Origin of the sequence: Nocardia sp. NPDC059764, assembly GCF_042732555.1 — a bacterium.
In the GTDB taxonomy this organism is placed as follows: Bacteria; Actinomycetota; Actinomycetes; order Mycobacteriales; family Mycobacteriaceae; genus Nocardia.
This window is the reverse complement of sequence record NZ_JBHWHH010000008.1, coordinates 22,546-48,781: the sequence shown is the minus strand read 5'-3', so window position 1 is coordinate 48,781 and position 26,236 is coordinate 22,546. Positions and strand designations below refer to the sequence as shown.

The window sequence follows — 26,236 nt, the reverse complement described above, 5'->3', positions numbered from 1 at the left end:
GGCGGTCCCAGTCAGTGGACGGCCATGAACCACCATGGACGCCATGTCTGTTGCCGCGATCGTGTTCGACATGGACGGTGTGCTCATCGACACCGAACCCATCTGGGAGGAGGTGCGGCGCGAGTATATCGACGAGCTGCGCGGGCGCTGGCTGCCCGACACCCAGGACCGGTTCATGGGAATGAGCACCGCGGAATGGTCGCGGTACCTGAGCGAGGACCTGCTCGACGGCCGCCGCACCCCCGACGAGGTCGCCGAGGACGTCATCTCCCGCATGGCCGCCCGCTACGCCGACCACCTCCCGCTCATGCCCGACGCCGTCGCCACCGTGCGCCGCCTGGCCGCGAGCTACACCCTCGGCCTGGCCAGCTCCTCCCCGCGCCGGCTCATCGACGTGGTGCTCGACCACATGGGCGTCACCGACCTGTTCGCGGCCACGGTGTCCACCGAGGAGGTCGAGCGCGGCAAGCCCGCCCCCGACGGCTACCTCGAGGCCGCCGCCCGCCTCGGCCTGGCCCCTGGCTTCTGCGTGGCGATCGAGGATTCCAGCAACGGCCTGCGCGCCGCGCACGCCGCCGGGATGACGGTGATCGCCGTCCCGCACCCCAAATATCCGCCCGCCGCCGACGCCCTCGCCGCGGCCGCCTACGTCGCCGACGACCTGACCCGGGTCACATCCGAACTGGTGTCGGAATTCCGCTGACCACCTCGGTGTTCCGAACGATCGGCGACCACATGGCCGCCCCGGGTGACCCAATGGGAGGATTTGACCTATGTCCGAACAGACCGCCGCAGCGCAAACCCCCGCCACCGACCCGGCGGCCGAGCCGGTCAAGCTGTGGGCCGAACGCACCGGCACCCGCGCCTACACCGGCCGCAACAACCGCGGCGGCGAGGTATTGATCGCGTCCGCGGGTGTCCCCGGCGCGTTCACCCCGGGTGAGCTGCTGAAGATCGCGCTCGCCGGCTGCACCGGCCTGAGCGCCGACTTCACCCTCGCGCGCCGCCTGGGCGACACCTTCGACGCCACCGTCCACGTCTCCGGCGACGCCGACCGCGAGAACGAGCTCTACCCCGAGCTGAACGAGGATGTCGAGCTCGACCTCAGCGAACTCGACGAGGAGTCGCGGCAGCGGCTGCTGGTCGCCGCGCAGCGCGCCATCGACAAGGTGTGCACGGTCGGCCGCACCCTGAAGGCGGGCACCACGGTCAACCTGACCTTCCGCGTCGACGCATGAGCGATGCCCCGGTCCGGCTCAGCGCCTGGGTGCACGGCCAGGTCCAGGGTGTCGGCTTCCGCTGGTGGACCCGGTCACGCGCCCTGGAGCTGGGTCTGACCGGTTACGCCCGCAATCATCGCGACGGTCGCGTGCACGTCATCGCCGAAGGACCCCGCTATCAGTGCGAATCGCTGCTCGACCTGTTACGTTCCGGTACAACACCGGGTCGGGTGAATCTGGTGGTGGAAGACTGGGGTCCCGCCGTGGGCGGAATGACAGGATTCGAAGAACGCTAACGCGCGGCGAGCCCACGGAGTCGACGAATGGCCACTGATCGTCCCGGCGATCCGGACAACCCGGACCGTCCCACCCCCGACCCCGCACACCCGTCCGAACGCCCCAGTCCGCCAAACGAATCCGCCGATTCCGGCAAATCCGGCAATCCGGCCGAGCCGACGCCGGACGCTCCCACCCCGCCGCGCAGCGACCGCAACGCGCCGACCATTCGCGCACGCCGGGCCTCCGACCCGACCGTTCCCATGCCGAGCGGACCCCACGACGACCAGGACGCTGCGACCGACGAGCCCGCAGCCAGGCCGGATTCGCCCGGTGAGGCCGGTTCCGAGCCTTCGGGTCCCACCCCGACGCTCCGATTCCCCGCTCCGGAGCCCGGCGGGAGCCAGCCGACGCTGCCACTCTCCGGCGCATCCGCGACCCCGCCCGATGCGGGCGAACATCACCCGCCGCATCCGCTCGCCGGTGAATCCCACGGCGGCGCGGGAGCTTTCGACAGCCCCGGCGCCGCACCGCTCGGCGCGGTCACCCCGCCGCCTGGCGTCGAGCCGCCGTTCACCCTGCCGATGCCGTCGCCGGAACCCGACGCCCCGCCGGTGCCCGCGGTTCCGGAACCGCCCCGGCGCGGCAGCATCATCTCGCAGCAAGCGGGGATCACACAGCCACGACCGCCGACGGTGGCCGAGGTGCGGGCCCGGGAGAAGGCGCGCAAACGGGCCGAGGAGCAGCAGCAGGCCGAGGCGGAGGCCGCGGAAGCCAAGCAGCGCAAGAAGAAGCGGGTTCTGATCGGCGGCGCCGCCGTGGCGGGCATCGCGGCGCTGGTCGGCGGCGGCTACCTGGTGGCCTCGGCGTGGAGCGGACCCGATGTGACCGCGTCCTGCACGGTGGTCGCCGACAAGGGCGAGATCGTGCCGATCGGCAACGGGCAGACCGTGACCGCCGACCGCGACAACCAGGAGATCGTGGTCCCGGACAACTACTGCTCGAGCGCCACGTCCGACGGGCACCCCGGAACGCACACGAGCACTTTCATCTACCTGGGCCATTCCTACCGCTACTACTACGGCGGCAACACCACCATCGGGCGCCCACCCACCGGTGGCACCACGGTGGCCCCCAAGGGCGCGACAGTGAAGACCAAGAGCGGCAGCACGATTCAGCGCGGCGGCCTCGGAGCGAAGATCGGTGGAGGTTCCTAGTGCGGCGGGTTCGCAGCACTCCGCGGCCGGGCTGGCAGCGGATCATCGAGGGTCAGGGTCTGGTCTACGGCTCTCCCGGGCAGTACGCCGACGGTCAGCCGCGGCCCTACTGGGACGAATCGGTGCACTACGAGTTCGACATGGAGGAGATCCTCGCCATGGAGGCGCAGGTCGAGGTGCTGCACTCGATGTGCCTGCACGCGGTCGAACAGGTCGTCCTGATGGAGCGTTTCGCCGATTTCGGTCTGCCGCAATGGAGCTGGGAGCACATCACCAAGTCCTGGCACCGCTCCGACCCGCACGTCTACGGGCGCTTCGATCTGCGCTACGACGGCCGCGGCCCGGCGAAACTGCTGGAGTACAACGCCGATACGCCCACCTCCCTGCTGGAGGCGGCGATCGTACAGTGGCACTGGCTGACCGACACCCACCCCGACGACGATCAGTGGAATTCCCTGCACGAGAAGCTGGCCGAGCGCTGGGGTGAGCTGCGCGAGAACCTGCCGGGCAGTCAGCTGCACTTCACCTGGTCGGGTTCGGACGGTTCCGGCGAGGACAACGTCACCACCGCGTACATGCAGGAGACCGCCGCCGAAGCCGGGTTCGACACCATCGCCCTGCCCATCGAGGAGGTCGGATTCGACACGGAGCTGGACCGTTTCGTGGATCTGGCCGAGGCCCCGATCGAGGCCATCTTCAAGCTGTACCCGTGGGAATGGGCCCTGGACGACGACTTCGGCCGCCGCGTGGTGGAGTCGCTGCCGGAAACCATGTGGATCGAACCGCTGTGGAAGACGCTGCTGTCGAACAAGGCGATCCTGGCGGTGCTGTGGGAGATGTACCCGGGCCACCCCAATCTGCTGCCCACCTACCTCGACGATCCGCACGAGCTCACCGAGTACATTCGCAAGCCCAAACTGGGCCGCGAGGGCGCGAACATGACCATCGTCGGCGCGGGCCTGGAAACCGCCACCGGCGGGGTCTACGGCGACGAGGGCTACGTCTACCAGTTGCTGGACCCGCTGCCCGAATTCGACGGTATGCGACCGGTACTCGGTGCTTGGATCGTGGGCGACACGTCCGCGGGGCTGGGCATCCGGGAGACCGTCGGCCTCATCACCGATGACAGCTCCACCTTCGTCCCGCACCGCATCCCGCAGTAACCACACCTCGGAGGACCACCGATGACCACCGCTCTCGCCCTCGAAGCCGGGTATTGGCATTCACTCGGCCGCGGCGTAGGCGCCATCCTGGCCTACGCCCTGCTCGGCCTGGCGCTCATGCTGATCGGCTTCCAGGCCGTGGACGTGACCACCCCCGGCCCGCTGCGCGCCATGGTGGCGCGTGGTCTGCCCAACGCCGTCGTGATCAGCGCGTCGGCCATGATCAGCATGGCGCTGATCGTGGTGCTGGCCATCTACGCGCAGGCGGGCAAGCTGTCCGAGGGGCTGCTGGCCGCCACCGTCTACGGCCTGGTCGGCATTGTGGCCCAGGTGATCTCGGTGCGCGTGCTCGAATTCGTGATCGGCATCGATATCGGCGAGCTGCTGAAGAAGCCGGAATTCAGCACCGAGTCGCTGATGGTGGCGGCCGCTCAGTTCGCGATCGGCTTGGTGGTCGCGTTCGCGATCCTCTGACCGGTCAGCGGATCGCCTGGCGGTCAGCGGACCCGGCTGTACTTGATGAAGGCCACGCCGTCCTCGAAGATCCGGCTGGTGAGCACCCGGAACCTGGCCGGTTCGGGCAGCCGTCCGGCGGTTCCGAACAGCGGCCGCCCGTGCCCCAGCACGATCGGGTACAGCTTCAGGAACACCTGATCGATCTCCGGCAGCAGGGTCTGGGCGAGCTCGCCGCCGCCGCACAGCCAGATGCCGAGCCCCTTCTCCCGCTTGAGCTCCCGCACCCGGGTGAGCGGATCCTCCGAGATCAGCTCCACCCCGGCCGCGGGGCTCTCCGGCAGCGTCGTGGACACCACGAACTGCCGCAGATGCGAGTACGGGCTGGACGTGCCGGTCCGCACGCCGAAGTCGTGGGTCTTGCGGCCCATGATCACGGTGTCGAAGTTCTGGCACGGTTTGTCGACGCCGAGCACCTGACGAACCTTGGTCGGCAGCGTCTCGGGATACTGCGCCATGATCGCGGGCCCGTGATCACCCCCGACCGGGAAGAAGTCGACCGAGCCGTCATCGGTGGCGATGAATCCGTCGATGGTGGCCGCGACGTAGTAAGTCAGTTTGCGCATGTGTTTCCTCCAGCCGGCACCACGCGTGCCGCTACTGAAAAGGTAGCGCCTGAACCTGAGCGATAGGCCGGGTCTGAGATAGTCGGATTGCCCGGCTCGGAAGAAAACCTGCTGGTCTCAGGCGCGGCAGCGCCCTTGACGGCGGCCTCTCACGCTAATCGAACGCTGCGTGAACTTTCCCCTTCGTCCGCTCGACGATCCTCAGCCGCGGGGGCGGGGCTGGCAGCGGGGGCAGGAGAACGAGGAGCGGTTCATGAACTTCTCGCGGCGCATGAGGGCGCCACAGCGGCGGCAGGGCTCGTCCTCACGGCCGTAGGCGTTGAGGGAGCGCTCGAAGTAGCCGGACTGGCCGTTCACGTTGACGTAGAGGGCGTCGAAGGAGGTGCCGCCCGCGCGGAGGGCCTCGTCCATGACCGTGCGGGTCTCGGCGAGCAGAGTGTGCAGGGCGGGGCGGGTCAGCTTGGCGGCGGGACGCTCGCCGTGGATCTCGGCTCGCCACAACGCCTCATCGGCGTAGATGTTGCCGACGCCGGAGACCACGGTCTGGTCCAGCAGCAGGCGCTTGATCTCGGATTGCTTGCCGCGCAAGGTCTTCACCACGGCATCGGCGTCGAAACGCTCGTCCAGGGGGTCGCGGGCGATGTGGGCCGCGGATTCCGGAACCCGGGTGCCGTCCACCTCGACCAGGTCGGAGAGCTGCCAGCCGCCGAAGGTGCGCTGGTCGACGAAACGGAGTTCATGGCCGTCGTCGAGGGTGGCGATGATGTGCGCGTGCTTCTCGAGCGGCGCGGACGCGGGCTGGACCAGCATCTGCCCGGACATGCCGAGGTGCACGACCAGGGAGGTGTCGGGCTCGTCGAAGGTGAGCCACAGGAATTTGCCCCGCCGGTGCGCGGCTTCCACACGCAGACCGGTCAACCGGGCGGCGAGGTCGTCCCCACCGAACGCGTGCCGCCGCACCGAACGCGGGTGCTTGACGGTGACGCTGTCCAGGACGCGGCCCACCACATGCTCGGTGAGTCCGCGCCGGACGACTTCGACCTCGGGAAGTTCGGGCATCTAGCTCTGCGAGCCGTCGGCCGAACCCTCGGGCGCGTTATCGGCATTCAACGACCGGTAGGCCGCGCCCGCGGCCTTCTGTTCCGCTTCCTTCTTGGAGCGGCCCACCCCCTGGCCGTAACCCTTCCCGCCGATCACCGCGGTGGCGGTGAACTCCTTGTCGTGGTCGGGTCCGGTGGAGGTGATCTCGTAACTGGGCACGCCGATGCCGCGCTCGGCGGTCAGCTCCTGCAGGCTCGTCTTCCAGTCGAGCCCGGCCCCCATGCGGGGACCGCGCTCGAGCAGAGCGGCGAACAGGCGCAGCACCACTTCCCGCGCGACATCGATGCCGTACTGCAGGTGCACCGCACCCAGCAACGACTCCATGCCATCGGCGAGAATGCTGGGCTTGTCCCGGCCGCCGGTGAGCTCCTCGCCCTTACCGAGCAGCAGGTGGCGGCCGAGACCGCCGGCGCCCAGCCCGCGAGCGACCTCGGCGAGCGCGTGCATGTTGACAACGCTCGCACGCAGCTTCGCCAGTTCGCCCTCGGACTTGTCCGGGTGCTCCAGATACAGGCGCTCGGTAATGCTCAGGCCGAGCACCGAATCGCCCAGGAATTCCAGGCGCTCGTTGGTCGGCAGGCCACCGTTCTCGTAGGCGTACGACCGGTGCGTGAGCGCGAGGCGCAACAGCTCCGGCTGTACGTCTACGCCGAGCGCCTCGAGCAGGCTGGCATGGTCGGCGGCATCACCTACGGCGGGAATATCCGCCGCGTCCTTGCTGGCGGTCACAGTGGGCTATACGCGAATCAGATCGCGGAGGTGACCTGACGGCCCTTGTAGGTGCCGCAGCTCGGGCACGCGATGTGCGGCAGGGTCTGCTGACCGCAGGCGCGGTTCGGGCAGGTGATCAGGGTCGGCGCGGTGGCCTTCCACTGGCTGCGACGCGCGTGGGTGTTGGCACGGGACATCCGGCGCTTCGGAACGGCCACGACTAGCTCTCCTCTGTCTTACTTGCGGCACCGTTGTGTCCCGCAAGGGTGGAATCGGTTGATGGGTCCGACGCAGTGTCTGCATCGGTGGACTCAGCGGTGAAATTCGCGAGCCCGGCCCAGCGAGGGTCAAGTATCTCATGACCGTGGCCGGAACCCGCAATCGCCATCTTGACGCCGCATTCCGGGCACAAACCCGCACAGTCCGGCTCGCACAGCGGCTGCAGCGGCAGCTCCATGCCGGCACCGTCGACGATCACCGGCTCGAGGTCGATGAAATCGTCCACCAGACGCGGGATCTCGTCTTCCTCGGTGGTCTGCTCGGTCGCGCTGTCCGGGTAGGCGAACAACTCGGTGAGGTGCAGTTCGAGCTCGTCGGTGAACGAGTCGAGGCACCGCGAGCATTCGCCCTCGACGGGAGCGGTGACCGTGCCGGTGACGAGGACGCCCTCGGACACCGACTGCAGCGTGAGATCCAGCTCGACGTCGGCGCCGGCCGGGATCGCGACGAGATCGAGGCCGATCTTCTCCGCGATCGTCACGGTGCGGCGCAGCTCGCGCATGGATCCGGGGGCGCGTCCGAGACTGCGTACGTCCAGCACGAAGCCCGCGTCCGTCAACTTGTGACGATGACGCGAACCATTACCGGAATCGGCCGACATCTTCTGAACTCACCTTCGCACTGGCTGGGAATGGGCAACCACCCCACAATACCGAAAGCCCCGCTCGCGGCCCAAATGGGCCGAAGCGGGGCGATCGGGCCGTCTATCAGCGACGGAAGCCGGGCGACTCGGTGCGGAACTCGGAGGCGTAGTCCGGCACGGACGAGTCCGAACGCACCTGGTGGCGGCCGCGGCCGATGATGCGCAGGGTGTTGTGCAGGGTCTCCTCGAAGTCGGCGAGCTTGCCGTCGACGTAGTCGTCGCATTCGGAGCGCAGGCGGTCGGAGTCGGCCTGGGCGGTGTCGATGAGCCGGGCCGATTCGGTGTGGGCGGCGCGGACCACCTCGGTCTGGGAGACCAGGCGATCCTGCTCGGCCTTGCCCTCGGCGACCGAGCGGTCGTAGGAGGCCTGACCGGCGGCCGCGAGCCGGTCGGCCTCGGCGCGGGCGCGACCGGTGAGGGAGTCGTACTCCTTCTGACCGTCGGACACCGTGCGCTCGGCCTCCTCCTCGGCCGAGGCGACCAGGTGGTCGGCGTGGGCGCGGGCCTCGGCGACCATGCGGTCGGCGTGCGCCTTGGCGTCGGCCAGGATGCGGTCGGCCTCCTCGCGGGCGGAGGACACGGTGTGGTGGGCCTGGTCGTTGGCGGTCTTGACCGTGGTCTCGGCGCCGGTGCGGGCGTCGGTGACGATCTTGTCGCGGTGATCGAGCACGTCCTGGGCGTCGTCGAGCTCGCCGGGCAGCGCCTCGCGAACGTCATCGAGTAGCTCCAGCACCTCGCCGCGCGGCACGATGCAGTTTCGGGTCGGCGGGATGCCGCGGGCCTCTTCGATGATGGCCACCAGTTCGTCGAGCGCTTCGAATACCCGGTACATGTGCTACCCCACTCTCCTGCCAGGACTCACGGCGAGACTCTCCGCTTCCGCCAGTCTGCCAATCTCCGCGCTGTCAACAAGGTCCGACACGGCGTGTCGCGGGTTTTCCGCAACATGGCCTGTTTCACAGATCCGGCAGGAAAAACAAGTGGAGGAAATAGCTCCACTTGGTTTACCGTTGAGGAGCAAGACAAGTAATGGCGTGTTCGGATGGGGTAGACGATGGCTGTCCACGAGATTCCGGAGCGGGCGACGATGCCCGTGCCCGGGCTGGTGCACACCTATACCCTCGGTTCCGAAGCCTTCGCCTACGGCTCCGAGGCGCTCGCCCAGAGCACCGGCGCCCTGCGCGCGACCGGCGTCCGCTGGTCGGCCCGGATCGGGGCCTGGCTGCGCGGCGACGCCGCCTTCGCACAATTGATTCGCTTCGCACTCGTCGGCGGCCTCAGCAATGTCGGATACATCCTGCTGTTCCTCGCCCTCTACGGCGGCGGCGCGCAGGTGGCCAATCTGGCCGGATCCATCGTGAGCACCGCGCTGGCCAACGAGATGCATCGGCGGCTCACCTTTCAGGCCGCGGACCGGGTGCGCTGGTACACCGCGCAGATCGAGGGCGGGGCGCTGGCGCTGGCCGGGCTCGCCATCACCTCGGCGGGTCTGGCGATTCTCGAGGTCACCGCGCCCGGCATGGGCGATATCGCCGAAGCCGTTGCCGTCCTGGGCATTACGGCCGTGGTCGGCACCATGCGCTTCCTCACCCTGCGGCTCTGGGTGTTCTGAGCCCCACTCCCCCACATGTTCTCCGCGAACGCGGGAACCTCTTTCGCCGCGTCGGCGTCCAAGCCAGTATCGACGACGAAAGGGGTTCCGACATGGACCGTGGGCGCGGATGCCTTGGGGGACGGCGGGATACGAGCGGACCACGGCCCCAGCGTCCCCCGGGGCGGGGGTGCGGATCGTGCGTGCGGCACCGGCGTCCGCGCCCGCCCCGGCAGGAGGGCTGATGACCACCATCGCGACGACCACCGCCACCGATCCGACCGTCGGCGCCGCCGGGGCGACCGGCTCGGCCGCATTCCCGGTGACCGGATCGACCAAGACCACCAGCCGGGCACAGGCGAGGGTCGACGGTGGACGACATTGCGGGGCACGGGAATCCCGGAAGGCGCTGCTCGCGGGGTGTGGCGCGCAGCGGGGCCCGGGACGGCAATCGGGTGCCGGACCGCGGGGCAGGTCCGAGCAGCGGGTGCACGAACCGATGCCGACCGCGCTCGACCGGCGGGAACAGCATCGGCAATTGATCGGGGCCCTGTTGCCGGAGATGGCCGCGGGCAGCGTGGTGAGCCATCAGTCGGCGGCCGTGCTGTACGGGACCACCCTGTGGCGGACGCCGCTGGATCGGGTGTGCGTGACCCGCAATCGCAAGGGCGGCGGGCGGACCCGGCCGTTCGCGAAAGTCCATGGCTCGCCGGTGGATCGCGCGGTCGAGGTCGACGGACTGCCGGTCACCACCCCGGCGCGGACCGTGGTGGATCTGGCGCTGACGCTGCCGTTCGAGGCGGCGGTCGTCGCCGGTGACGCGCTGGCCGGCCGGTTCGGACTGACCACGGCCGAACTCGGCGAGGAGATCGCGAAGGCCAAGGGCCGCTATGGCATCGGCCAGGCCAAAGCGGTGATCGCCCTGCTCGACGGTCGCAGCCAGAGCATCGGGGAATCGCTCAGCCGCACCATGATCGAGCAGCACGCGCTGCCGCTGCCGAGTTCTCAGGGCAATGTGCTGACCCCGGACGGCCGTTTCGTGGCGCGCGTCGACTTCTATTACGAGTCCGCGGGCGTGCTGTGTGAGTTCGACGGCCCCACCGAGTACGGCCGCCTACTCCGCCCGGGCCAGGACTTCGCCGCCACCATCCACCGCGAGCGAATCCGCGAAACCCACCTGCGCGCCCTGGGTTTCGAGGTGGTCCGCTGGACCTGGGACGACCTCATCCGTGACCGCGCGGCCCGCCGCCTGCGCGCCGCCCTGTCCCGCTCCCGACCCCGACCCGACGGCCGAATCGAGCCCGCCCCCACATTGCCTGGCCGCCCGGCCTCGATCCGCACGTTGTGACACACGTGGCGGCCGAGATGCACAGCGCCGGGACCTCGGGGCAGCCGCGCACGACATGGCGCCACCACAAAGTCGCGACGGGGTGGCTGGAGGCTCGAATCCGCGCACCCGCTGGGCCGTATGGGGTTGTGGCCCAGCGGGATGCGGGGTTCTCAGTCGGTGGCTTTGCGTTCGGCGATGCGGTCCATGAGGCGCTTGTGGACGGCCGGGGGCAGCAGGTCGGCGATGTCGCCGCCGAGCGTCGCCACTTCCTTGACCAGGGAGCTGGAGACGAAGCTGTAGGCGGGGTTGGTGGCGATGAAGTAGGTGTCGACGCCGGTGAGCTTGCGGTTCATCTGCGCCATCTGGACTTCGTAGCCGTAGTCGGTGGCGTCGCGCAGGCCCTTGACGATCGCGGTGATGCCCTCCCGCTTGGCGAAGTCCACCAGCAGTCCGCGCCAGGATTCCACCCGCACGTTGGGCAGGTGGGCGGTCACCTCGCGGATCAGCTCCATGCGTTCCTCGACGGTGAACATCCCCTGCTTGTTGGGGTTCACCACCACGGTCACGACCACCTCGTCGAATTGCTCGGCGGCGCGGGCTATCACGTCGAGATGTCCGTTGGTCACCGGGTCGAAGGACCCGGGGCACAGTGCTCCAGCCATGGCCGCACGCTACCGCATTCCGGGGTAGCATCCGCGTCCGCCCCAAACTCCACAAAACGGACATGCCTGGCCAGCTCGAGGACAGCACGGTGTCCTGGAAGGCCTACATGGGTGGCATGCCGTCGGCGGGCTTCCAGGACGAGTTCGCGCCCGGCGATGTCAACGGCACGATGGTCAAGCTGTATCAACTCGAAGGGCGGCCCCCACAAGTCGTCGCCCGAGGTGGTGGACCACTACAGCGTGCTCGCTCACCAGCCACCAGCAGCGAGTTCAGTCAGGTTCAGGAGCTGCGGGCCGGGAGGTCGTCGAGATGGATGCGGTTCTGGATGAAGCCGGTGAGCCAGACGTCGTCGAGGGTGGTGTTGTGTTCGGCGGGGATCATGCCGGGTTCGGCGTCGGGGATGACGGGGCGTTCGCTCATGATGGCGCGGCCGAGCAGGTGGGAGCCGTCCCAGGTCTGGCGGATGCCGAAGCCGGCGTGGATGTCGCGGAAGGTCTGCATGTGCGGGAAGATCTCCGAGCAGCTCGGCTCGGTGCCGTCGGCGCGGGTGAAGTTGACGAACAGTCGATTCGTTCGCATGCCGACCTCGGCGTTGTAGACATGCGCGACGCGCGCGAGATCGACCAGGACGATGGGCGTGGTGATCGTCGAGGGGCTGGTGCCCGTGTCCAAGGGGAATATCGAATACAGCCAGCGCAATTCACGTCCGGCTTGGGTGACATGATAGTGATGCCACGTTTTTCGCAGCGGGGCGAGCTGTTGTTCGTCGGACACGAACCGCGCGGACAGGGAACCGGCCAAGGTAGTGCGGATGCTGTCATGGGATGCCCGGGCGGAGCCGCCGATCCCGTCGGCGACATCGGTCATCCGCTCGGTGATGGCCGTCAGAACCCGTGAGTTCTCGGTGACGACATCGGACATCATGCGCGAGACCGCGCTGAGGCCGCGTTCGACGTTGGTGCGGGAGAACAGATCCTGCATCGACGCGCCGACGATACCGCCGCCCACCGCGGTCAACGCCCCGGCGATGATGGTGTCGATCGGAGCGACGACCTTGCCGCCGGAACTCGAGATGATGCCCCACATCGAGCCCAGGACGGTGACGAGGATTCCGATGATCAGCGTGACTTTGGCGGCGGTATTGCTGCTCACCGGCAGTTCCGGTGGAGGCTGCGGAGTCGGGGTGGTCATGGCTGCGCCTCGGTGGAGAGGGCGGACAGCTGGAAGCGGGGTACCGGCGCCGCGTCGGTGCAGGCGAGCTGCGCGGCCAGGTAGCCGCTGGTGATGGTGAATTTGAAGCCGTGCCCGGAGCAGGCGCTGAGCAGCACCGCCGAGCGGCCCGGCAGGCGGTCGATCACGAAATCCTTGGCCGCCGTATTGGTGTAGTGGCAGGTTCGGACTTCGCGGAGGGTGAGTTGCCGGGAGTTCAGCGCCAGCCGTTCCCTCAGATACTCGAGTTGCAGGTCGACCGATGCCTTCAGTTCCGCGTCCTCGATCGGCTGGTCGGTGTCCACGATGGTCGCGGGCTCGTGGACTCCCATGATCTGTAAACCGTTGCCCACGTTGACCATCCCGTACCACTCGTCGGCCGTGACGTCCATCCAGCTGCACCCGTGACCGCCCGCGATGGGCTCGGTCGATTCGCAGACGATCTGATATTGGCGGGTAACAGTGATTCGAGCGGCGGCAGCAGGCGCGAATCGCCCGAATTGTCCACCGGCGGCGATGATTACGCGATCCACGGGTACCGGCCCGTCCGATGTCACCACAGTGACGGAGCCGCCCGCCTCGTCGATCGCCGACACGGCGGCCTTCTCGCGCAGGGTCACGCCGAGCGCATTCGCCCGTACCGCGAGCGCGTGCAGCACCGATGCCGGGGTCATCATCCCGGCATTGCGTTCGTAGACGCCGATTTCCCCGGCCCGCAGGTGCAATCCGGTCCGGGCGGCCGGCTCACCGCCGGTGAGGATTTCGCAGTCCTGACCCGACCGTTCGAGCGATTCGATGACCGCGTCGGTCCCCGATTCCCCGCCGATCCCGAAGTGCAGCATCCCGCACGGATCGATCAACGACATTCCGGTGTCGTGTTCGAGCCGCTCCCAGCGTGGCCGGGTGTCGCGCATCAGCTCGGCATAGAACGGGTCCGAATATCCGAACCTGATGATCTTCGACCGTCCCGCGGAGGCCGCGGCGTCCGCGCCGATGGTGCTCCGATCGAATCCGATGACCGACCACCCGGTTTCCGCGGCCGCCACGCATGCGGACAGGCCCGCGGCCCCCAGGCCGATGACGGCGACGCGTCCTGTGTGCACCGCTCGAACCCCCTCACCGCGATCGCTCACCCCGAAGTGATTCTATCGACCGCGACCGGAGCGCACCCGCCGAAACAGCGAAAGCCCGTGTGTCAGTTGGCTCCGGCGAACTCGGCGAAGTCGAGGCGCGTCTCGCCGTAGGTGCGCGACTTCAGGGGTTCGAACCCGTCGGGCCAGACCACTTCGGGTGAGCGGGTGGAGCGTTCCACGACGATGAGCGCCTCGTCGTGCAGCCACCCGTTCTCGGCAAGCGAGCGGAGGTCGGATTGCACGTCGGCGACGTCGAGGTCGTACGGCGGGTCCGAGAAGACCAGATCGTAGCGTTCAGGGGCGGCGCCCGAGAGCACCGAGCCGACGCTGTTCTGGCGCAGTTCGGCGCCCGGCAGCCCCAGATCGCCGATATTGCCGCGGATGATGGCGGCGGCCTTGCGGTCCGCTTCGATCAGGAGGGCGTGCGAAGCGCCGCGGGACAGGGCTTCCAGGGCCAGGGCCCCCGAGCCCGCGTAGAGGTCGAGGACGTGCAGGCCGTCGAAATCCATGCGGGCGTGCAGGAAGCTGAACAGTGCCTCGCGCACGCGGTCGGAGGTGGGGCGGGTGCCCGCCGGGGGGACGCGTAGGCGTCGGCCCCCGGCGGTACCTGCCACGATGCGGGTCATTCGGCGGCGGTCTCGTTCAGGTTCACGTCGACGAGCAGGTCGCCGCCCTCCACCTGCTGGACCTTGGCGATGGCGACGCGGCGCACCACGCCGCCGCGCGGGGCGGTGATGGCGGCCTCCATCTTCATGGCCTCGATGGTGCCGATGGTGTCACCCGCGGACACCGAATCGCCTTCGGAGACGGCCAGGGTCACCACACCGGCGAAGGGGGCCGCGATGTGGCCGGCGTTATTCCGGTCGGCCTTCTCCGCCGCCGGGATCTCGCTGGCGATGGAGCGGTCGCGCACCTGGATGGGGCGCAGCTGCCCGTTCAGGATGCACATGACCGAGCGCATGCCACGCTCGTCGGGCTCGGAGATGGCCTCCAGGCCGATGAGCAGGGTGACGCCCTTGTCGAGCTGGACGTGGTGTTCCTCGTCGTGGCGCAGGCCGTAGAAGAACTGGTTGGCCGAGAGCCCGGTGGTGTCGCCGTACTTCTCGCGGTGGGCGATGAATTCGGCGGTGGGTCCGGGGAACAGCAGCCGGTTGAGGGTGGCGCGGCGTTCGGCGGAGGTGCCGTTGAGTCCGGCCTCGTCGGCGACGGTGAGCTGGGTTTCCGGCTTGGCGGGACCGCGGCCCTCGAGGGCGCGGCTGCGGAACGGCTCGGGCCAGCCACCGGCCGGGGTGCCGAGTTCGCCACGCAGGAAACCGATCACCGAGTCCGGGATGTCGTAGCGGGCCGGGTCGGCGGCGAAGTCGTCGACGTCGACGCCGCTGCCGACCAGCGCCAGCGCCAGGTCGCCGACCACCTTGGAGGACGGGGTGACCTTGACCAGGCGGCCCAGCATCCGGTCCGCCGCGGCGTATTTCGCCTCGACCTCCTCGAACTGGTCGCCCAGGCCCAGCGCGATGGCCTGCTGGCGCAGGTTCGACAGCTGGCCGCCGGGGATCTCGTGGTGGTAGACGCGGCCCGTCGGGCCCGGCAGCCCGGACTCGAAGGGCGCGTACACCTTTCGCAACGCTTCCCAGTACGGCTCGAGGTCGCACACGTTCTGCAGGTTCAGCCCGGTGTCGTAGGGCGAGTTCGCGGCCGCGGCGACGATGGCCGAGAGCGCGGGCTGCGAGGTGGTGCCCGCCATCGGCGCGGACGCGCCGTCCACGGCGTCGGCCCCGGCCTGCCAGGCGGCGAGGTAGGTGGCCAGCTGGCCGCCCGGGGTGTCGTGGGTGTGCACGTGCACCGGCAGGTCGAACTCCCGCCGCAGCGCCGTGACCAGGGTGGACGCGGCGGGCGCGCGCAGCAGGCCGGCCATGTCCTTGATGCCGATGACGTGCGCCCCGGCCTCGACGATCTGCTCGGCGAGCTTGAGGTAGTAGTCGAGGGTGTAGAGGTCCTCGTTCGGGTTGGACAGGTCACCGGTGTAGGACAGCGCGACTTCGGCCAGGGCCGTGCCGGTTTCGCGGACGGCGTCGATGGCCGGGCGCATCTGGTCGACATTGTTGAGCGCGTCGAAGATGCGGAAGACGTCGATACCGGTGGCCGTGGCCTCGGAAACGAAAGCGCGCGTGACCTTTTCGGGGTACGGCGTGTAGCCGACGGTGTTGCGGCCGCGCAGCAGCATCTGCAGATTGATGTTCGGCACGGCCTCGCGCAGCGCGGCGAGCCGCTCCCACGGGTCCTCGTAGAGGAAGCGCAGCGCCACGTCGTAGGTCGCACCGCCCCAGCATTCGATGGACAGCAGTTCGGGCGTCATGCGCGCCACGTGCCCGGCCACGTCGAGCAGGCCGTTGGTGCGGACGCGGGTGGCGAGCAGCGACTGGTGCGCGTCACGGAAGGTGGTGTCGGTGACGGCCACGCCCTCCCGGTTGCGCAGCCACTGCGAGAAGCCTTCGGGACCGAGCTCGAGCAGCCGCTGCCGCGAGCCGGCCGGCGGCGGCACGGTCAGGTCGAGGGCGGGCAGCTTGTCGTGCGGGTACACCTTGGTCGGCCGTGAGCCGTGCGGCTTGTTCACGGTGATGTCGGCCAGGTAGTTGAGGATCTTGGTGCCGCGGTCGGCGGAGCTCTTCAGCGTGAGCAGCTGCGGCCGCTCGTCGATGAACGAGGTGGTGACCCGGCCCGCCCGGAAGTCCGGGTCGTCGAGCACCGCCATCAGGAACGGGATGTTGGTCGTCACGCCGCGGATGCGGAATTCGGCGACCGCGCGCCGGGCCCGCGCCACCGCGGCGCTGAAGTCGCGGCCGCGGCAGGTCAGCTTGACCAGCATGGAGTCGAAGTAGGCGCCGACCTCCGCGCCGACGTTCGCGCCACCGTCGAGGCGCACGCCCGCGCCGCCCGGGGAGCGGTAGCCGGTGATGCGGCCGGTGTCGGGGCGGAAGCCGTTGGCCGGGTCCTCGGTGGTGATGCGGCACTGCAGGGCGGCGCCGCGAATGTGGATGGCGTCCTGGCTCAGGCCGAGATCCGCGAGGCTCTCCCCCGCGGCGATGCGCAGCTGCGACTGCACCAGGTCGACGTCGGTGATCTCCTCGGTCACCGTGTGCTCGACCTGGATGCGCGGGTTCATCTCGATGAACACGTGGTTGCCGCGCTCGTCGAGCAGGAATTCCACGGTGCCCGCGCAGGAGTAGCCGATCTGCTTGGCGAAGGCCACGGCGTCGGCGCAAATGCGGTCGCGCAGTGCGGGATCCAGGTTCGGGGCGGGCGCGAGCTCGATCACCTTCTGGTGGCGGCGCTGCAGCGAGCAGTCGCGCTCGTAGAGGTGGATGACATTGCCCTGCTGGTCGGCGAGGATCTGCACCTCGATGTGGCGGGGGTTGACCACCGCCTGCTCGAGGAACACGGTCGCGTCGCCGAACGCGGATTCGGCCTCGCGCGCGGCGGCCTCGATGGACTCGCGCAGCTGGGCCGGGTCCGCCACGCGGCGCATACCGCGACCGCCGCCACCGGCGACGGCCTTCACGAACAGCGGGAACTCCATCGACTCCGCGGCCGTCATCAGCGCGTCCACGTCGGCGGACGGTTCGCTGGACCGCAGCACCGGCAGTCCGGCGGCCTTGGCCGCGGCGATGGCGCGGGCCTTGTTGCCGGTCAGTTCGAGGACCGAGGCGGCCGGGCCGATGAAGGTGATGCCCTCACGGGCGCAGGCGGCGGCCAGGTCCGGGTTCTCCGACAGGAAGCCGTAGCCGGGGTAGATGGCGTCCGCGCCCGCGCTCTTGGCGGCCTCGATGATGCCCTCGACCGACAGGTACGCGCGGACGGGGTGGCCGGGCTCACCGATCTGGTACGCCTCGTCGGCCTTGAGCCGGTGCACGGATTTGCGGTCCTCGTACGGAAAAACCGCGACCGTACCGATGCCGAGTTCGTAGGCCGCGCGGAAGGCGCGAATGGCGATCTCGCCGCGGTTGGCGACCAGGACTTTGGAGAACATGCGTAGAAGGTACCTGCCCGGGGATACGGATCGGGCATCGAAGTCCCGTTCGGTGCAATCTTCACAGGCCGGACTCCCCGCTTGCGAATTTGTGTTAATCACCGCGATACATGCCTGCCGGTGAGGGTTACGCGCCTCCGACCACGGAATTCGCCGCCGTGCTAACGGAGACCGGTCCGGAAGCGGCCGGGCGGGGCGCGCGGACCGAGACGTCACGGTGCCCGGATTGCCGCGCGATCGTGTCCGAGACCACACCCGGCGCGGCCGAAGGCGCGCGAGAAGTCTTGAGCGACGGTAAAATCCGCCCTGGGAGGAGGGGACGGTGAGACTGTTCGCGGCGTTGATGGGCCTCGCGATGGCGCTCGCGGCCGGAACCGGCTGCGCGAGCAGCGTTCCCGGCCACCCGGTGCGGCAGCCGACCGACCCCGCGAGCCTGGAGGTCGGCAACTACCAGACCACGCCGCGCACGGTGGGAAATGCCAAGACCGGCAAGCAATCCCGGATCCGGGAGTCGCAGCGGCTGTCGGACTACGTGGCGCTGCCGTTCGAGGCCGACCACGACTACACCTACGAGTGCTCCAACAATGTCCGCCCGCACGTCGTCACCAACCACAAGGGCCTGGGCAATATCGTCATCAACGACACCTTCGACGAGGTCGCCCACGATCTGCGCGGCGGCTGGGTCACCACCTGGTGCACCGGCGAGGGCAGGGACGAGAAGCACCGCAGGCTCAGCATCGCGGTGCTGGAACTGCCCGACGCCGGGCGCGCCGCGGCGGTGGGCCCGGTGCTCGAACATGACGATTTCACCTACAACAATGGCAATCAGCCGGTGACGCTGGCCAAATACCCTGCGAGCACCGCGCATTGGCGGCCGAACGTGGCGTCGCTGGGCTCGTGGACGGTGCGCGACCGCTACGTCGTGTACATCAAGCTGGTGGACGAGCTGGCCGCCGCGCCGGATCTGGCGGATCTGAGCGCGCGCACCGAACGCATGCTCGACGTGGCGCTGCCGCTGCTCGACAAGTTCCAGCCCACGCCGACCGAGCAGTTCGAGCACATTCCGCTCGACCCGGACGGCATTCTCGGCCGCACCCTGCCGACGAATCCGGAACTGCCGCTGCGCCCGGACCCGGACGGGGTGTACACCGGCCGCGGCTCGTTGCAGAGTCTCGACGGCACGGACCTGGAGTTCCTCACCATCGGCGATGTCGATCTGGTCGGCTACGGCGACGCGCTGGTGTTCCACAGTCGTACCGGCGCGGCGGCACGCGCCCTGTGGGACAAGTGGAATCCGGCCAACGAACCCTCCGACAAGCATCGGGCCGTCGACCCGCCGCCGCGTTTCCCGGGCGACATCGGCTGCTTCGCCGATCTGGAGAACGGGCGGGTCATGTTCCACCAGTGCACCTTCCACGTGGACAAGTACACCGTGCAGGTCGGCGCGTCCAACCTGGCCGAGCTGTATCAGAAGACGGCCGCGCAGTACGTGCTGTTGACGAGCGGGTGACCGGATGAGACGACTGCGGGCAGTGGCGTTGGCGGCGGCCGCCGTGGCGGTCCTCGGCGCGGGGTACGCGGTCGGATCGTGGCCGGTGTCCGGACACGCGGTGCCCGGCATGACCGCGGCCGATCTGCCGAAGCTGAAGGTCGGGCCCTATCCGTCGGCCCCGGCGGAATTCGTGCCGTTCTACGGCACGGTCGCCGACGCGTACGCCATCGAATCGCGGCGCATGATGTCGTATCTGGCCGGACCCGACCGCATCGATCCCGACGTCCGGTATCTGGGCGGGGCCCGGCTGCTGAGCAGCTCCGGCGCCGACTACGACGACGACAACGGGCCGTTCCCGAAGAACTGGCAGCCGGTCGCGGAACGCAATCGGCTCATCGCGGGGGCCTACATCGCCCGCAACAACGACAGCGTGCGGGCCCGCAAGCACATCATCCTGGCGATCCAGCGCTTCCCGTCCGAGCAGGCCGCCCGCGCGGCCGTCGACGGGTACTGGGAAACCTTGAACACCCCCGAGCGGCACCCGATTCCGATCGACACCGCCGACCTGCCCGCCGACACCCACGACAGCGCGCGGGCCTCCTCCCGCACCGATGACAGGGGCGAGCTGGTCGCGGTGCGCGGCGTGTACGCGATCATCGGCCACGCCGTGATCCCGCAGCACGATCCGGCGGCGCTCGGCACCCGCCTGCGAGACATGCTGCGCGCCCAGCTCACCGCGATGGCCGAGCTGAAACCCACTCCGCTCGAGGATCTTCCGGACCTGCCCGGCAATCCCGACAAGATCCTGGATCTCACGCTGCCCAACCAGTACGACAGCACCGACTCCGATCGGTGGGGCGGCCGCGGCCAGGGCGGGGTCTACACGCCCGCGGCCGCACTGCATTTCGAGCGCGACACCGCGGTGGCGCGGCCCGCGTTCGAGGCGGCCGGGGTGGATCTGGTCGCCCGCAACGGGGCGACCGTGTACCGCACCCGGGATCTGAAGGCGGCCTTCGGTCTACAGACCGCGCTGACCCGGCTGGGCCGCGACGACGACGAGGTCCCGAACCCCGGGGGCATCACCGACGCGCACTGCGTACGGCTCGACGAACCCGAGCCGATCCGCGACGCCACCTATCTGTGCGCGGTGGTCTACGGCCGGTACGTGGCCGTGATCGGGGCGCAGGCCCGGTTCAGCGGCGGCGCGCCCGCCTCGTTCGAGCAGCGGGTGTCGGCGCAGTATTCGATGCTGGCCAGGAGCGGATAGCGCCATGAGGATCGCACGATCGAGCACCCGGCTGCCGGCGCTCATGGTAGCGGCCGTCCTGGCCGGCGGCTGCGGGTCGGGCCCGACCGACCCCGCCGCGCCCGCGTCACCCGCCGCGACCGTCGATGTGTCGCAATTGGACCCGGGGAACTATCCGGTGGTCCCGCGGCAGATCACCTCCATGAAGCCCGACATCAGCGTCGGGGACGTGGTGCAGGAGGCGATCCGGCTGGGCGAGCACGTCCCGCTGCCCCTGGAGATCGACGAGCGGCTGGGGTACGGGTCCGCCGGGCCGGCGATCACCGCGGACTATCCGCCGATGGGGATCGACGGGTTCAACGATCGCGCGCCGGGCCTGGTCGCCGGCTGGCAGACCGGTGGGCGGCATCGGTACGACACCACGCTCGGGCTGAACGTGCATCTCACGGTGCTGCGCTTCGGCAAACCCGCGCAGGCCGCGACGGCCGCGGATTTCCTTGCGTCGCAGGCGAGTCCGGAGTACCCGGACAGGGGGCCGGTACAGATCCCCGGCTACCCGGCCGCGCGGGCCGCGCTCACCTCCCTTGAATGGGTGCGGGCGCTGTACCCGCAGGGCGAATACCTGTACTGGCTGCACGTCGAGGACGACCTGACCGTGCCCGACGGTCCCGCATTCCTGATAGACGTGGCGAAGCGGATGCTGGACAAGGCGATCGAATCGATGCGGGACTATCACCCCACCCCGCCCGACCAGCTGGCGGGCCTGCTCAGCGATCCCGACGATCTGCTCAGCCGCGTGCTGCCCGCGGGCAAGGGACAGGTCCGGGCGAGCGAAGGACTGTACGGCCCGCACGCCGCCCTCACCCACGACGATCGACCGGCCGCCTCCCGCCGCGCGTACGCCGACGCGGGACTCGACGTGATGGCCAGTTCGCTCAGCAATATCTACCGAACGAAGGACGAGGCGGCCGCCCAGCGCTTCATCGCCGCCTTCGTCGACGAACTGCTCGACCGGTACAAGCCCGTCGACCCGCCACCCGGCCTGGCCACCGCCCGCTGCCTGCAGTTGAAGGACGTGAAGTACGCCATCGGCGCGAAGTTCATGTGCTACCTGCCCTACCAGCGCTACGTGGCCGAGGTGTCCGCCGACCAGTCCCAGGATCTGCGCCAACGGCTTTCGGCCCAGTACAAGCTGCTCGCCTATGGCCACATCTGACACTCGGCCGGGTTCGGCGATCGTTGCTACATTCCAAGGGCCCGAACCAGGGCGACGACTGATCTCGCGAGTTCGGGGTAACTCGCCGGGTACTCCCGACCTTGGTTCGGCACCCACCGCCGGCACGGATACGAAACCGGCGACGGCTATTGGCGGGCCGCTGAAGGCCCGGAGAGGCGGACAAGCATGCCGTTGCGGCCCGGCACTGTTGTGGGCGGCCACCGGATCATCCGGGTGCTGGGCAGTGGCGGGATGGGGACCGTCTATCTGGTGCAGGATCCGATGTTTCCCGGGCGACTCGACGCCTTGAAGGTGCTCAGCAACGACCTGTCGCACGACGAGGTGTATCGGGCGCGGTTCGCGCGTGAGGCGAATCTCGCTGCGGAGATGGATCATCCGAACATCGTGACGGTCTACGCGCGCGGCGAGGAGGACGGGAAGCTGTGGATCGCCATGCAGTACGTTCCCGGCACCGATGCGTCCGTGGAGTTGAAGCAGCATCCCGAGGGAATGACGCCGCAGCGGGCGTTGCGCATCGTCACCGAGGTGGGCAAAGCCCTGGATTACGCGCATCGGCGCGGGCTGCTGCACCGGGATGTGAAGCCCGCCAACTTCCTGCTCTCCCGCGACGAGGACGCGCATCCGGGCGAGGAACGGGTGCTGCTCACCGATTTCGGCGTCGCCAAGTCGGTGACCGACGGCCGCGAACTCACCGCCACCGACGCCATGATGGCGACCCTCGCCTACGCGGCCCCCGAACGGCTGGTCGCCGGGCCGCTGGATCATCGGGGCGACATCTACAGTCTCGGCTGCGCTTTCGTGAAGCTGCTCACCGGGCGCACGCCGTTCCCGGTGAATTCCATCGCCCAGGCGACGCTGGGGCACCTCCAGGATCCGCCGCCCGCGCTGGGCACGCTACGCGCCGATCTGCCGCCCGCGCTGGACGCGGTGATCGCGAAGGTGCTGGCCAAGGATCCCGACGACCGCTACGCCACCTGCCGGGACTTCACCGAGGACGCCGCGCTGGCCTTGCAGGGCCGGATGCCCTCCGCGCCGCCGATCGTCGAGTCCGAGCGGCCGACCGAGCGGATCACCCGGCCGCAGCCGATCCACTCGGGGACCCGTGGCTCCCGCACCGCCCGCTGGCGCGCCCTCGCGGTGGCGGCGGCCGTTGCGCTGCCGGGTGTTTCCGGCACCGCGGTCTACCTGGCCACACACCAGGACTCCGGCGGCGACACCGTCACCCAGACCACCTCCACCCCCAGCGATTCCCCGGCCCAGGTCCGGGCCACGCATCCGTCGTTCCTCAACAAGACGGTGGCCGCCTACAACCTCGGCGACAGTTCGCTGTCCGTCGACCTGGATTCGAGCGAGCAGGCGAAGTTCCTGCAGGACATCGGCTTCCGCTACGCCACCGACTTCCGCGCCAAGCCCGACGAGACGTCCCCGCGCCCGTTGTCCGCATCCGGCGAGACGGTCCCCGACGTCGACCTGGTCATCATCGTGCGCACCGACAAGCAGGCGGGCAATGGCGGCCTGCGCGGCCTGCCGAGTTCCTTCCTGTCCTCCAGCCTCACCCACGCCCGCCTGGTCATCGTCGACGACCCCGCGACCGCGCAGGCTTTCCAAACCTGGACGCCCCTCTCCGCGGATGTCGCGATTCAGAAGATCGTCCCCGCGATCGCGAAGGTGCTGTAAGCGAGCCCTCGTCGATCTCCGGAATTCTGTGCGCGCCAGCGTGATCCACGTCTCGAGCAGCCATGGGCGGGGTGGCGTAAGTGCGCCACCACGGTTGGCGCGCCACCACGGTCTTGTTACGCTCCGCCCCGAAAAGGAGGTCGTGGTGTTCGGAAGACGGTGGGGGATCCTCCGATGTCTCCTGCTCGCAGCCGCATTCCTACTCACCGCCTGCGGTTCGCCCGCCCCCTCCCAATCCGACCCCGGCTCAACCCCTTCCGCGCACACCAACAAAGACGTGTGCACCCGCATGCTGGACTTCTTCCACACCACCTTGGGCGTCCCCGAAGCCCAGGTAGCCGAACTCAGCCAGGGCACCATCAACGCCACCATCGGCATGACCGGCTCCTGCTACCTCAACCTGAGACCCCGGGCCCCCTACGTCGCCTGGATGACCCTCCGCAACATGCGCAAACCAGACCACACCGACCCCGAAGGCGGCCGCTACCACCGCCTCGACGGCTTCGACGAAGAAGTCTGGCGCTCCGCCGACGACTCCTTCCTCACCCGCATCGGCACCTGGGAAGGCATGATCGCCATCGACGACAAGATCGCCGCCACCAGCTCGATCCCCCTGAAGATGACCGACGCCAAGGTCCGCGACACCATCACCTTCCTCATCGCCACCACCCGCGAACTCCAATAAGGAAACGGACCGACAGCGCCGATTCCAGCACGCTCGGGAGGAAATCCGGTCCACCGAGAGGCCATGGACATCTACAACAACAAGATGGGCCGGGAGATTGGCCTGGCCAATATGGACGCGTCACCCGGGGAGCTGAGGATCAAAATCGAGAACGCGATCGATCGAGGCGAGATGGTGGTCATCGACGGCCGAAACGGATGGTCCGGATAGTGCATGACGATCAGCAACTGACCCTCCCGCATTGAGAGCGCCAACCGCTCTCCGCACGAAATCCGGTGGCACGATCCAGCCCATCGCCCGATACCGGCGGCGTCTTCGGCTGCTTCCTGCACTGCGAGGATCGCCTGCGGTACGGGAACCCGGAAGAACTCCCGGTTCGGTGCCACTCTGAACGGAGCCAGCGAATCTTGGGCCTTCTTCTCGACATCGCCAGGATGCGAGGTCATCAAACCGTGTTCGACCTCGAAGGGCAATGGCACACCCGTCGACTGTAACTCGCCGGCGCGGGTTGTGATCAGACGATCCGCCCTCCCGATCTTCACCAGTCCGGGCATGGCCGGATTGCTCAGCACGTAGACGAAACCGACTGGATACCCCAGCAATTCATCCCCCTTACGCGCTACGGGTGCCGTTTCAGGATCGGCGGTGGCGCGGATGTGCTTGATGACCGCGGCCATGGTGTCCACGTCGGCGTCGCTGAACAGGCCCTCCGGGCCGTTGGGGGCGACCTGACTGAACTGTGGCCCGTAGAGGTCGCCGACCTCGATGATGCCGTTCTTGGCGATCACGTCGGGGGACGCGGCCCAGATTTACCCACCGCTCAACCGATTTCGGGTCTACGCCGGTCGCTTCGGCCAGGCTCGCGTGGGTCCATCCTCCAGCTGCCATGGCGGCCCGTAGCCGCGCATTCGGCATAGGGACGTTGTACACCTGTCGGGACGTCCCGAAGTGGGAAACGTACGAGGTTCCGCCGTCCCGATGATCAACGAGACCCTGGTGTGCAGCACCCCAGCGGCAGGAGGACTTCGGTCGGCCCCGCCGCCGGGTGCGTCAACCGACCGAATCACCATGAACCGACAGGGGCGGACAATGCGGCATCGACCGGCGGCCCTCGGATATCTGCGAACCGATGTGTCCGCGGTGAGCCAACTGTGGGACGAACACCAAATAAGGTCTCTCGCAACAAAACTCGGCTACGACTTCTGCGGGATCATCGTCTACGACCCCAAGACCAAACGGCCCCCGCTGGCCCGAGTGAAAGCTCAGGCGACGCGGCTACAGGTTGAGGCCGTCATTACCCCCGGCGCGGACCACTTCGACAACGGCGTCCCCCGCGACCTTGTGCGGCAAGTCGACGTGATCACCGTGCACCCGGAAGCCACCTACGCCCGATGGTCTACAGGGCTCGTGGACACCAACGGGAACGCGGGTGGTGTCGTCAGCAGCAGCTAGCATCAACCGGCCCGGGGGCGGCTCGAGACCTTTCAATCAGGCTGGCCAGGTTGAACGGCGGAGGCGATTGCGTGTCAGCACAGCATGCACGTTACATCGGGTAACGCACCCAGATCGGCCTTGGCGTCGGTGGTCAGCACAGCGCGGCCGGTGGCCGCGGCGGTTGCCGCGATAATGAGATCATGCGCCCCGCGGGGCCGACCTGTCCGCCGTACGTGGGCCATCAGATGGGCGTGGGCGCGAGCGACGTCGAGTGTGTGATCCTCGATCGGCGTTGCCGCGATGAGTGCGTCGACGAATGCCTTTCGCGCACCCCGACGGGTCGAATCAGCGAGTTCCACACCCAGATACAGCTCGGACACGGTGATCATGGCAAGGGCGACATCGTCGTCCGGTCGCAATACCCGTGCCAGGTCGGTCTTTCCCCGTTCGGCAGCAATGACTACGCCGGTGTCGAGGATCAATCGTCGTCCCATTCGGCCCCCACTCCGCCGATCAGCAGCTCGCGGGTGGCTTCGATATCTTCACCAAACCCAGCGAGTGGGTTGTGTTCAGCGAAGAATGCGATCACTTCGGCACCGTTCTCGCGAGAGGCCGGCACGATTGTGGCGATTCGCCGCCCGCCCCGGGTGATCGTGATGGTCTCTCCGTGTTCAGCCTGGTCCAGAACAGCGGATAGGTTCCGGGCGACTTCGGTCGCCGTCATCACCTTCATGCAAATCATATTATCTGATTCGACGCCGTACGGCCCTCGGATGGGTTGCGCCAACCCGCCCCGCCGCGCGTGGATACGTCGGTGTCAGCT

28 protein-coding genes are annotated in these 26,236 nt (G+C 68.6%); 14 read left to right on the top strand and 14 right to left on the bottom strand.

Translation table 11 applies throughout. The annotated features are described in order from the left end of the window. The first annotated feature begins 43 nt into the window (after positions 1–43). The 6 genes from ACFV4K_RS03065 to ACFV4K_RS03040 all read left to right on the top strand — a co-directional run bounded on the left by ACFV4K_RS03065 (position 44) and on the right by ACFV4K_RS03040 (position 4,350). The gene (locus tag ACFV4K_RS03065) at positions 44–703 is read left to right on the top strand and encodes an HAD family hydrolase (protein WP_379271640.1); all 660 of its coding nucleotides are present in this window, start codon (positions 44–46) and stop codon (positions 701–703) included. 70 nt (positions 704–773) lie between these two features. After that, positions 774–1,238: an OsmC family protein gene (locus tag ACFV4K_RS03060; protein ID WP_379271639.1), complete on the top strand. Its 465-nt coding sequence runs from the start codon at positions 774–776 to the stop codon at positions 1,236–1,238. Further along, positions 1,235–1,516, top strand: a complete 282-nt coding sequence (locus tag ACFV4K_RS03055) for an acylphosphatase (protein ID WP_379271637.1) — start codon at positions 1,235–1,237, stop codon at positions 1,514–1,516. The genes ACFV4K_RS03060 and ACFV4K_RS03055 overlap by 4 nt, the downstream gene beginning before the upstream one ends. A 27-nt stretch (positions 1,517–1,543) precedes the next feature. Next, positions 1,544–2,713, top strand: a complete 1,170-nt coding sequence (locus ACFV4K_RS03050) for a hypothetical protein (protein ID WP_379271635.1) — start codon at positions 1,544–1,546, stop codon at positions 2,711–2,713. Continuing rightward, complete coding sequence (locus ACFV4K_RS03045; protein WP_379271633.1) at positions 2,713–3,876, top strand: glutathionylspermidine synthase family protein; 1,164 nt, start codon at positions 2,713–2,715, stop codon at positions 3,874–3,876. The genes ACFV4K_RS03050 and ACFV4K_RS03045 overlap by 1 nt, the downstream gene beginning before the upstream one ends. A gap of 21 nt (positions 3,877–3,897) precedes the next feature. Beyond that, the gene (locus tag ACFV4K_RS03040; RefSeq protein WP_379271631.1) at positions 3,898–4,350 is read left to right on the top strand and encodes a DUF350 domain-containing protein; all 453 of its coding nucleotides are present in this window, start codon (positions 3,898–3,900) and stop codon (positions 4,348–4,350) included. 23 nt (positions 4,351–4,373) lie between these two features. Here the strand turns inward: ACFV4K_RS03040 and ACFV4K_RS03035 are convergent, their stop codons facing one another. From ACFV4K_RS03035 to ACFV4K_RS03010, 6 genes are all read right to left on the bottom strand, one after another. Further along, on the bottom strand, positions 4,374–4,955 hold the full coding sequence (locus tag ACFV4K_RS03035; protein WP_379271629.1) for a dihydrofolate reductase family protein: 582 nt from the start codon (positions 4,953–4,955) through the stop codon (positions 4,374–4,376). Between the two features lie 201 nt (positions 4,956–5,156). Further along, positions 5,157–6,014 (bottom strand): bifunctional DNA-formamidopyrimidine glycosylase/DNA-(apurinic or apyrimidinic site) lyase, encoded by an 858-nt coding sequence (gene mutM, locus ACFV4K_RS03030; RefSeq protein WP_379271627.1) that lies wholly within the window; start codon positions 6,012–6,014, stop codon positions 5,157–5,159. Then, positions 6,015–6,785: a ribonuclease III gene (gene rnc, locus ACFV4K_RS03025; RefSeq protein WP_379271625.1), complete on the bottom strand. Its 771-nt coding sequence runs from the start codon at positions 6,783–6,785 to the stop codon at positions 6,015–6,017. A gap of 17 nt (positions 6,786–6,802) precedes the next feature. Next, a complete protein-coding gene (gene rpmF / locus ACFV4K_RS03020) occupies positions 6,803–6,985 on the bottom strand; it encodes a 50S ribosomal protein L32 (RefSeq protein ID WP_033088742.1) in 183 nt (60 codons plus the stop codon). A gap of 2 nt (positions 6,986–6,987) precedes the next feature. Then, complete coding sequence (locus tag ACFV4K_RS03015) at positions 6,988–7,647, bottom strand: YceD family protein (protein ID WP_379271623.1); 660 nt, start codon at positions 7,645–7,647, stop codon at positions 6,988–6,990. Positions 7,648–7,753: 106 nt separating this feature from the next. Beyond that, a complete protein-coding gene (locus tag ACFV4K_RS03010) occupies positions 7,754–8,521 on the bottom strand; it encodes a DivIVA domain-containing protein (RefSeq protein WP_379271622.1) in 768 nt (255 codons plus the stop codon). A gap of 222 nt (positions 8,522–8,743) precedes the next feature. On the opposite strand from ACFV4K_RS03010, the gene ACFV4K_RS03005 reads away from it, so the two are divergent. Together ACFV4K_RS03005 and ACFV4K_RS03000 are read left to right on the top strand one after the other, a co-directional pair. Further along, positions 8,744–9,301, top strand: a complete 558-nt coding sequence (locus ACFV4K_RS03005) for a GtrA family protein (RefSeq protein ID WP_379271620.1) — start codon at positions 8,744–8,746, stop codon at positions 9,299–9,301. A 223-nt stretch (positions 9,302–9,524) separates the two neighbouring features. After that, positions 9,525–10,628 (top strand): hypothetical protein, encoded by a 1,104-nt coding sequence (locus tag ACFV4K_RS03000; RefSeq protein ID WP_379271618.1) that lies wholly within the window; start codon positions 9,525–9,527, stop codon positions 10,626–10,628. A gap of 152 nt (positions 10,629–10,780) precedes the next feature. On the opposite strand, the gene coaD is transcribed toward ACFV4K_RS03000, so the two are convergent. The 5 genes from coaD to ACFV4K_RS02975 form a co-directional block, all read right to left on the bottom strand. Beyond that, entirely contained in the window at positions 10,781–11,272 is a 492-nt protein-coding gene (gene coaD / locus ACFV4K_RS02995) for a pantetheine-phosphate adenylyltransferase (RefSeq protein ID WP_379271617.1), read from the bottom strand. 280 nt (positions 11,273–11,552) lie between these two features. Continuing rightward, on the bottom strand, positions 11,553–12,464 hold the full coding sequence (locus tag ACFV4K_RS02990; RefSeq protein ID WP_379271615.1) for a hypothetical protein: 912 nt from the start codon (positions 12,462–12,464) through the stop codon (positions 11,553–11,555). After that, entirely contained in the window at positions 12,461–13,585 is a 1,125-nt protein-coding gene (locus ACFV4K_RS02985; protein WP_379271613.1) for an FAD-dependent oxidoreductase, read from the bottom strand. The genes ACFV4K_RS02990 and ACFV4K_RS02985 overlap by 4 nt, the downstream gene beginning before the upstream one ends. Positions 13,586–13,677: 92 nt before the next feature. Then, on the bottom strand, positions 13,678–14,241 hold the full coding sequence (gene rsmD / locus ACFV4K_RS02980; protein ID WP_379271612.1) for a 16S rRNA (guanine(966)-N(2))-methyltransferase RsmD: 564 nt from the start codon (positions 14,239–14,241) through the stop codon (positions 13,678–13,680). Continuing rightward, on the bottom strand, positions 14,238–17,642 hold the full coding sequence (locus tag ACFV4K_RS02975) for a pyruvate carboxylase (protein ID WP_379271611.1): 3,405 nt from the start codon (positions 17,640–17,642) through the stop codon (positions 14,238–14,240). The genes rsmD and ACFV4K_RS02975 overlap by 4 nt, the downstream gene beginning before the upstream one ends. A 322-nt stretch (positions 17,643–17,964) precedes the next feature. On the opposite strand from ACFV4K_RS02975, the gene ACFV4K_RS02970 reads away from it, so the two are divergent. From ACFV4K_RS02970 to ACFV4K_RS02950, 5 genes are all read left to right on the top strand, one after another. Further along, positions 17,965–19,152: a hypothetical protein gene (locus ACFV4K_RS02970; RefSeq protein WP_379271609.1), complete on the top strand. Its 1,188-nt coding sequence runs from the start codon at positions 17,965–17,967 to the stop codon at positions 19,150–19,152. A gap of 4 nt (positions 19,153–19,156) precedes the next feature. Further along, positions 19,157–20,401, top strand: coding sequence for a hypothetical protein (locus ACFV4K_RS02965; protein WP_379271608.1), 1,245 nt, complete (start codon positions 19,157–19,159; stop codon positions 20,399–20,401). Between the two features lie 4 nt (positions 20,402–20,405). Continuing rightward, the gene (locus ACFV4K_RS02960) at positions 20,406–21,596 is read left to right on the top strand and encodes a hypothetical protein (RefSeq protein WP_379271606.1); all 1,191 of its coding nucleotides are present in this window, start codon (positions 20,406–20,408) and stop codon (positions 21,594–21,596) included. A 186-nt stretch (positions 21,597–21,782) separates the two neighbouring features. Continuing rightward, positions 21,783–23,294, top strand: coding sequence for a serine/threonine-protein kinase (locus ACFV4K_RS02955; protein ID WP_379271604.1), 1,512 nt, complete (start codon positions 21,783–21,785; stop codon positions 23,292–23,294). A gap of 277 nt (positions 23,295–23,571) precedes the next feature. Further along, the gene (locus tag ACFV4K_RS02950) at positions 23,572–23,979 is read left to right on the top strand and encodes a hypothetical protein (protein WP_379271602.1); all 408 of its coding nucleotides are present in this window, start codon (positions 23,572–23,574) and stop codon (positions 23,977–23,979) included. Positions 23,980–24,050: 71 nt separating this feature from the next. Here the strand turns inward: ACFV4K_RS02950 and ACFV4K_RS02945 are convergent, their stop codons facing one another. Continuing rightward, positions 24,051–24,767: a GIY-YIG nuclease family protein gene (locus tag ACFV4K_RS02945; RefSeq protein WP_379271600.1), complete on the bottom strand. Its 717-nt coding sequence runs from the start codon at positions 24,765–24,767 to the stop codon at positions 24,051–24,053. A 301-nt stretch (positions 24,768–25,068) separates the two neighbouring features. Here ACFV4K_RS02945 and ACFV4K_RS02940 point away from each other — a divergent pair, with 301 nt between their 5' ends. Then, positions 25,069–25,431, top strand: coding sequence for a hypothetical protein (locus tag ACFV4K_RS02940; protein ID WP_379271599.1), 363 nt, complete (start codon positions 25,069–25,071; stop codon positions 25,429–25,431). A 74-nt stretch (positions 25,432–25,505) separates the two neighbouring features. Here ACFV4K_RS02940 and ACFV4K_RS02935 read toward each other — a convergent pair whose 3' ends face one another. Both ACFV4K_RS02935 and ACFV4K_RS02930 read right to left on the bottom strand, forming a co-directional pair. Then, a complete protein-coding gene (locus tag ACFV4K_RS02935) occupies positions 25,506–25,895 on the bottom strand; it encodes a PIN domain-containing protein (protein WP_379271597.1) in 390 nt (129 codons plus the stop codon). Then, on the bottom strand, positions 25,892–26,146 hold the full coding sequence (locus ACFV4K_RS02930; protein ID WP_379271595.1) for a type II toxin-antitoxin system Phd/YefM family antitoxin: 255 nt from the start codon (positions 26,144–26,146) through the stop codon (positions 25,892–25,894). The genes ACFV4K_RS02935 and ACFV4K_RS02930 overlap by 4 nt, the downstream gene beginning before the upstream one ends. Between the last annotated feature and the right edge of the window lie 90 nt (positions 26,147–26,236).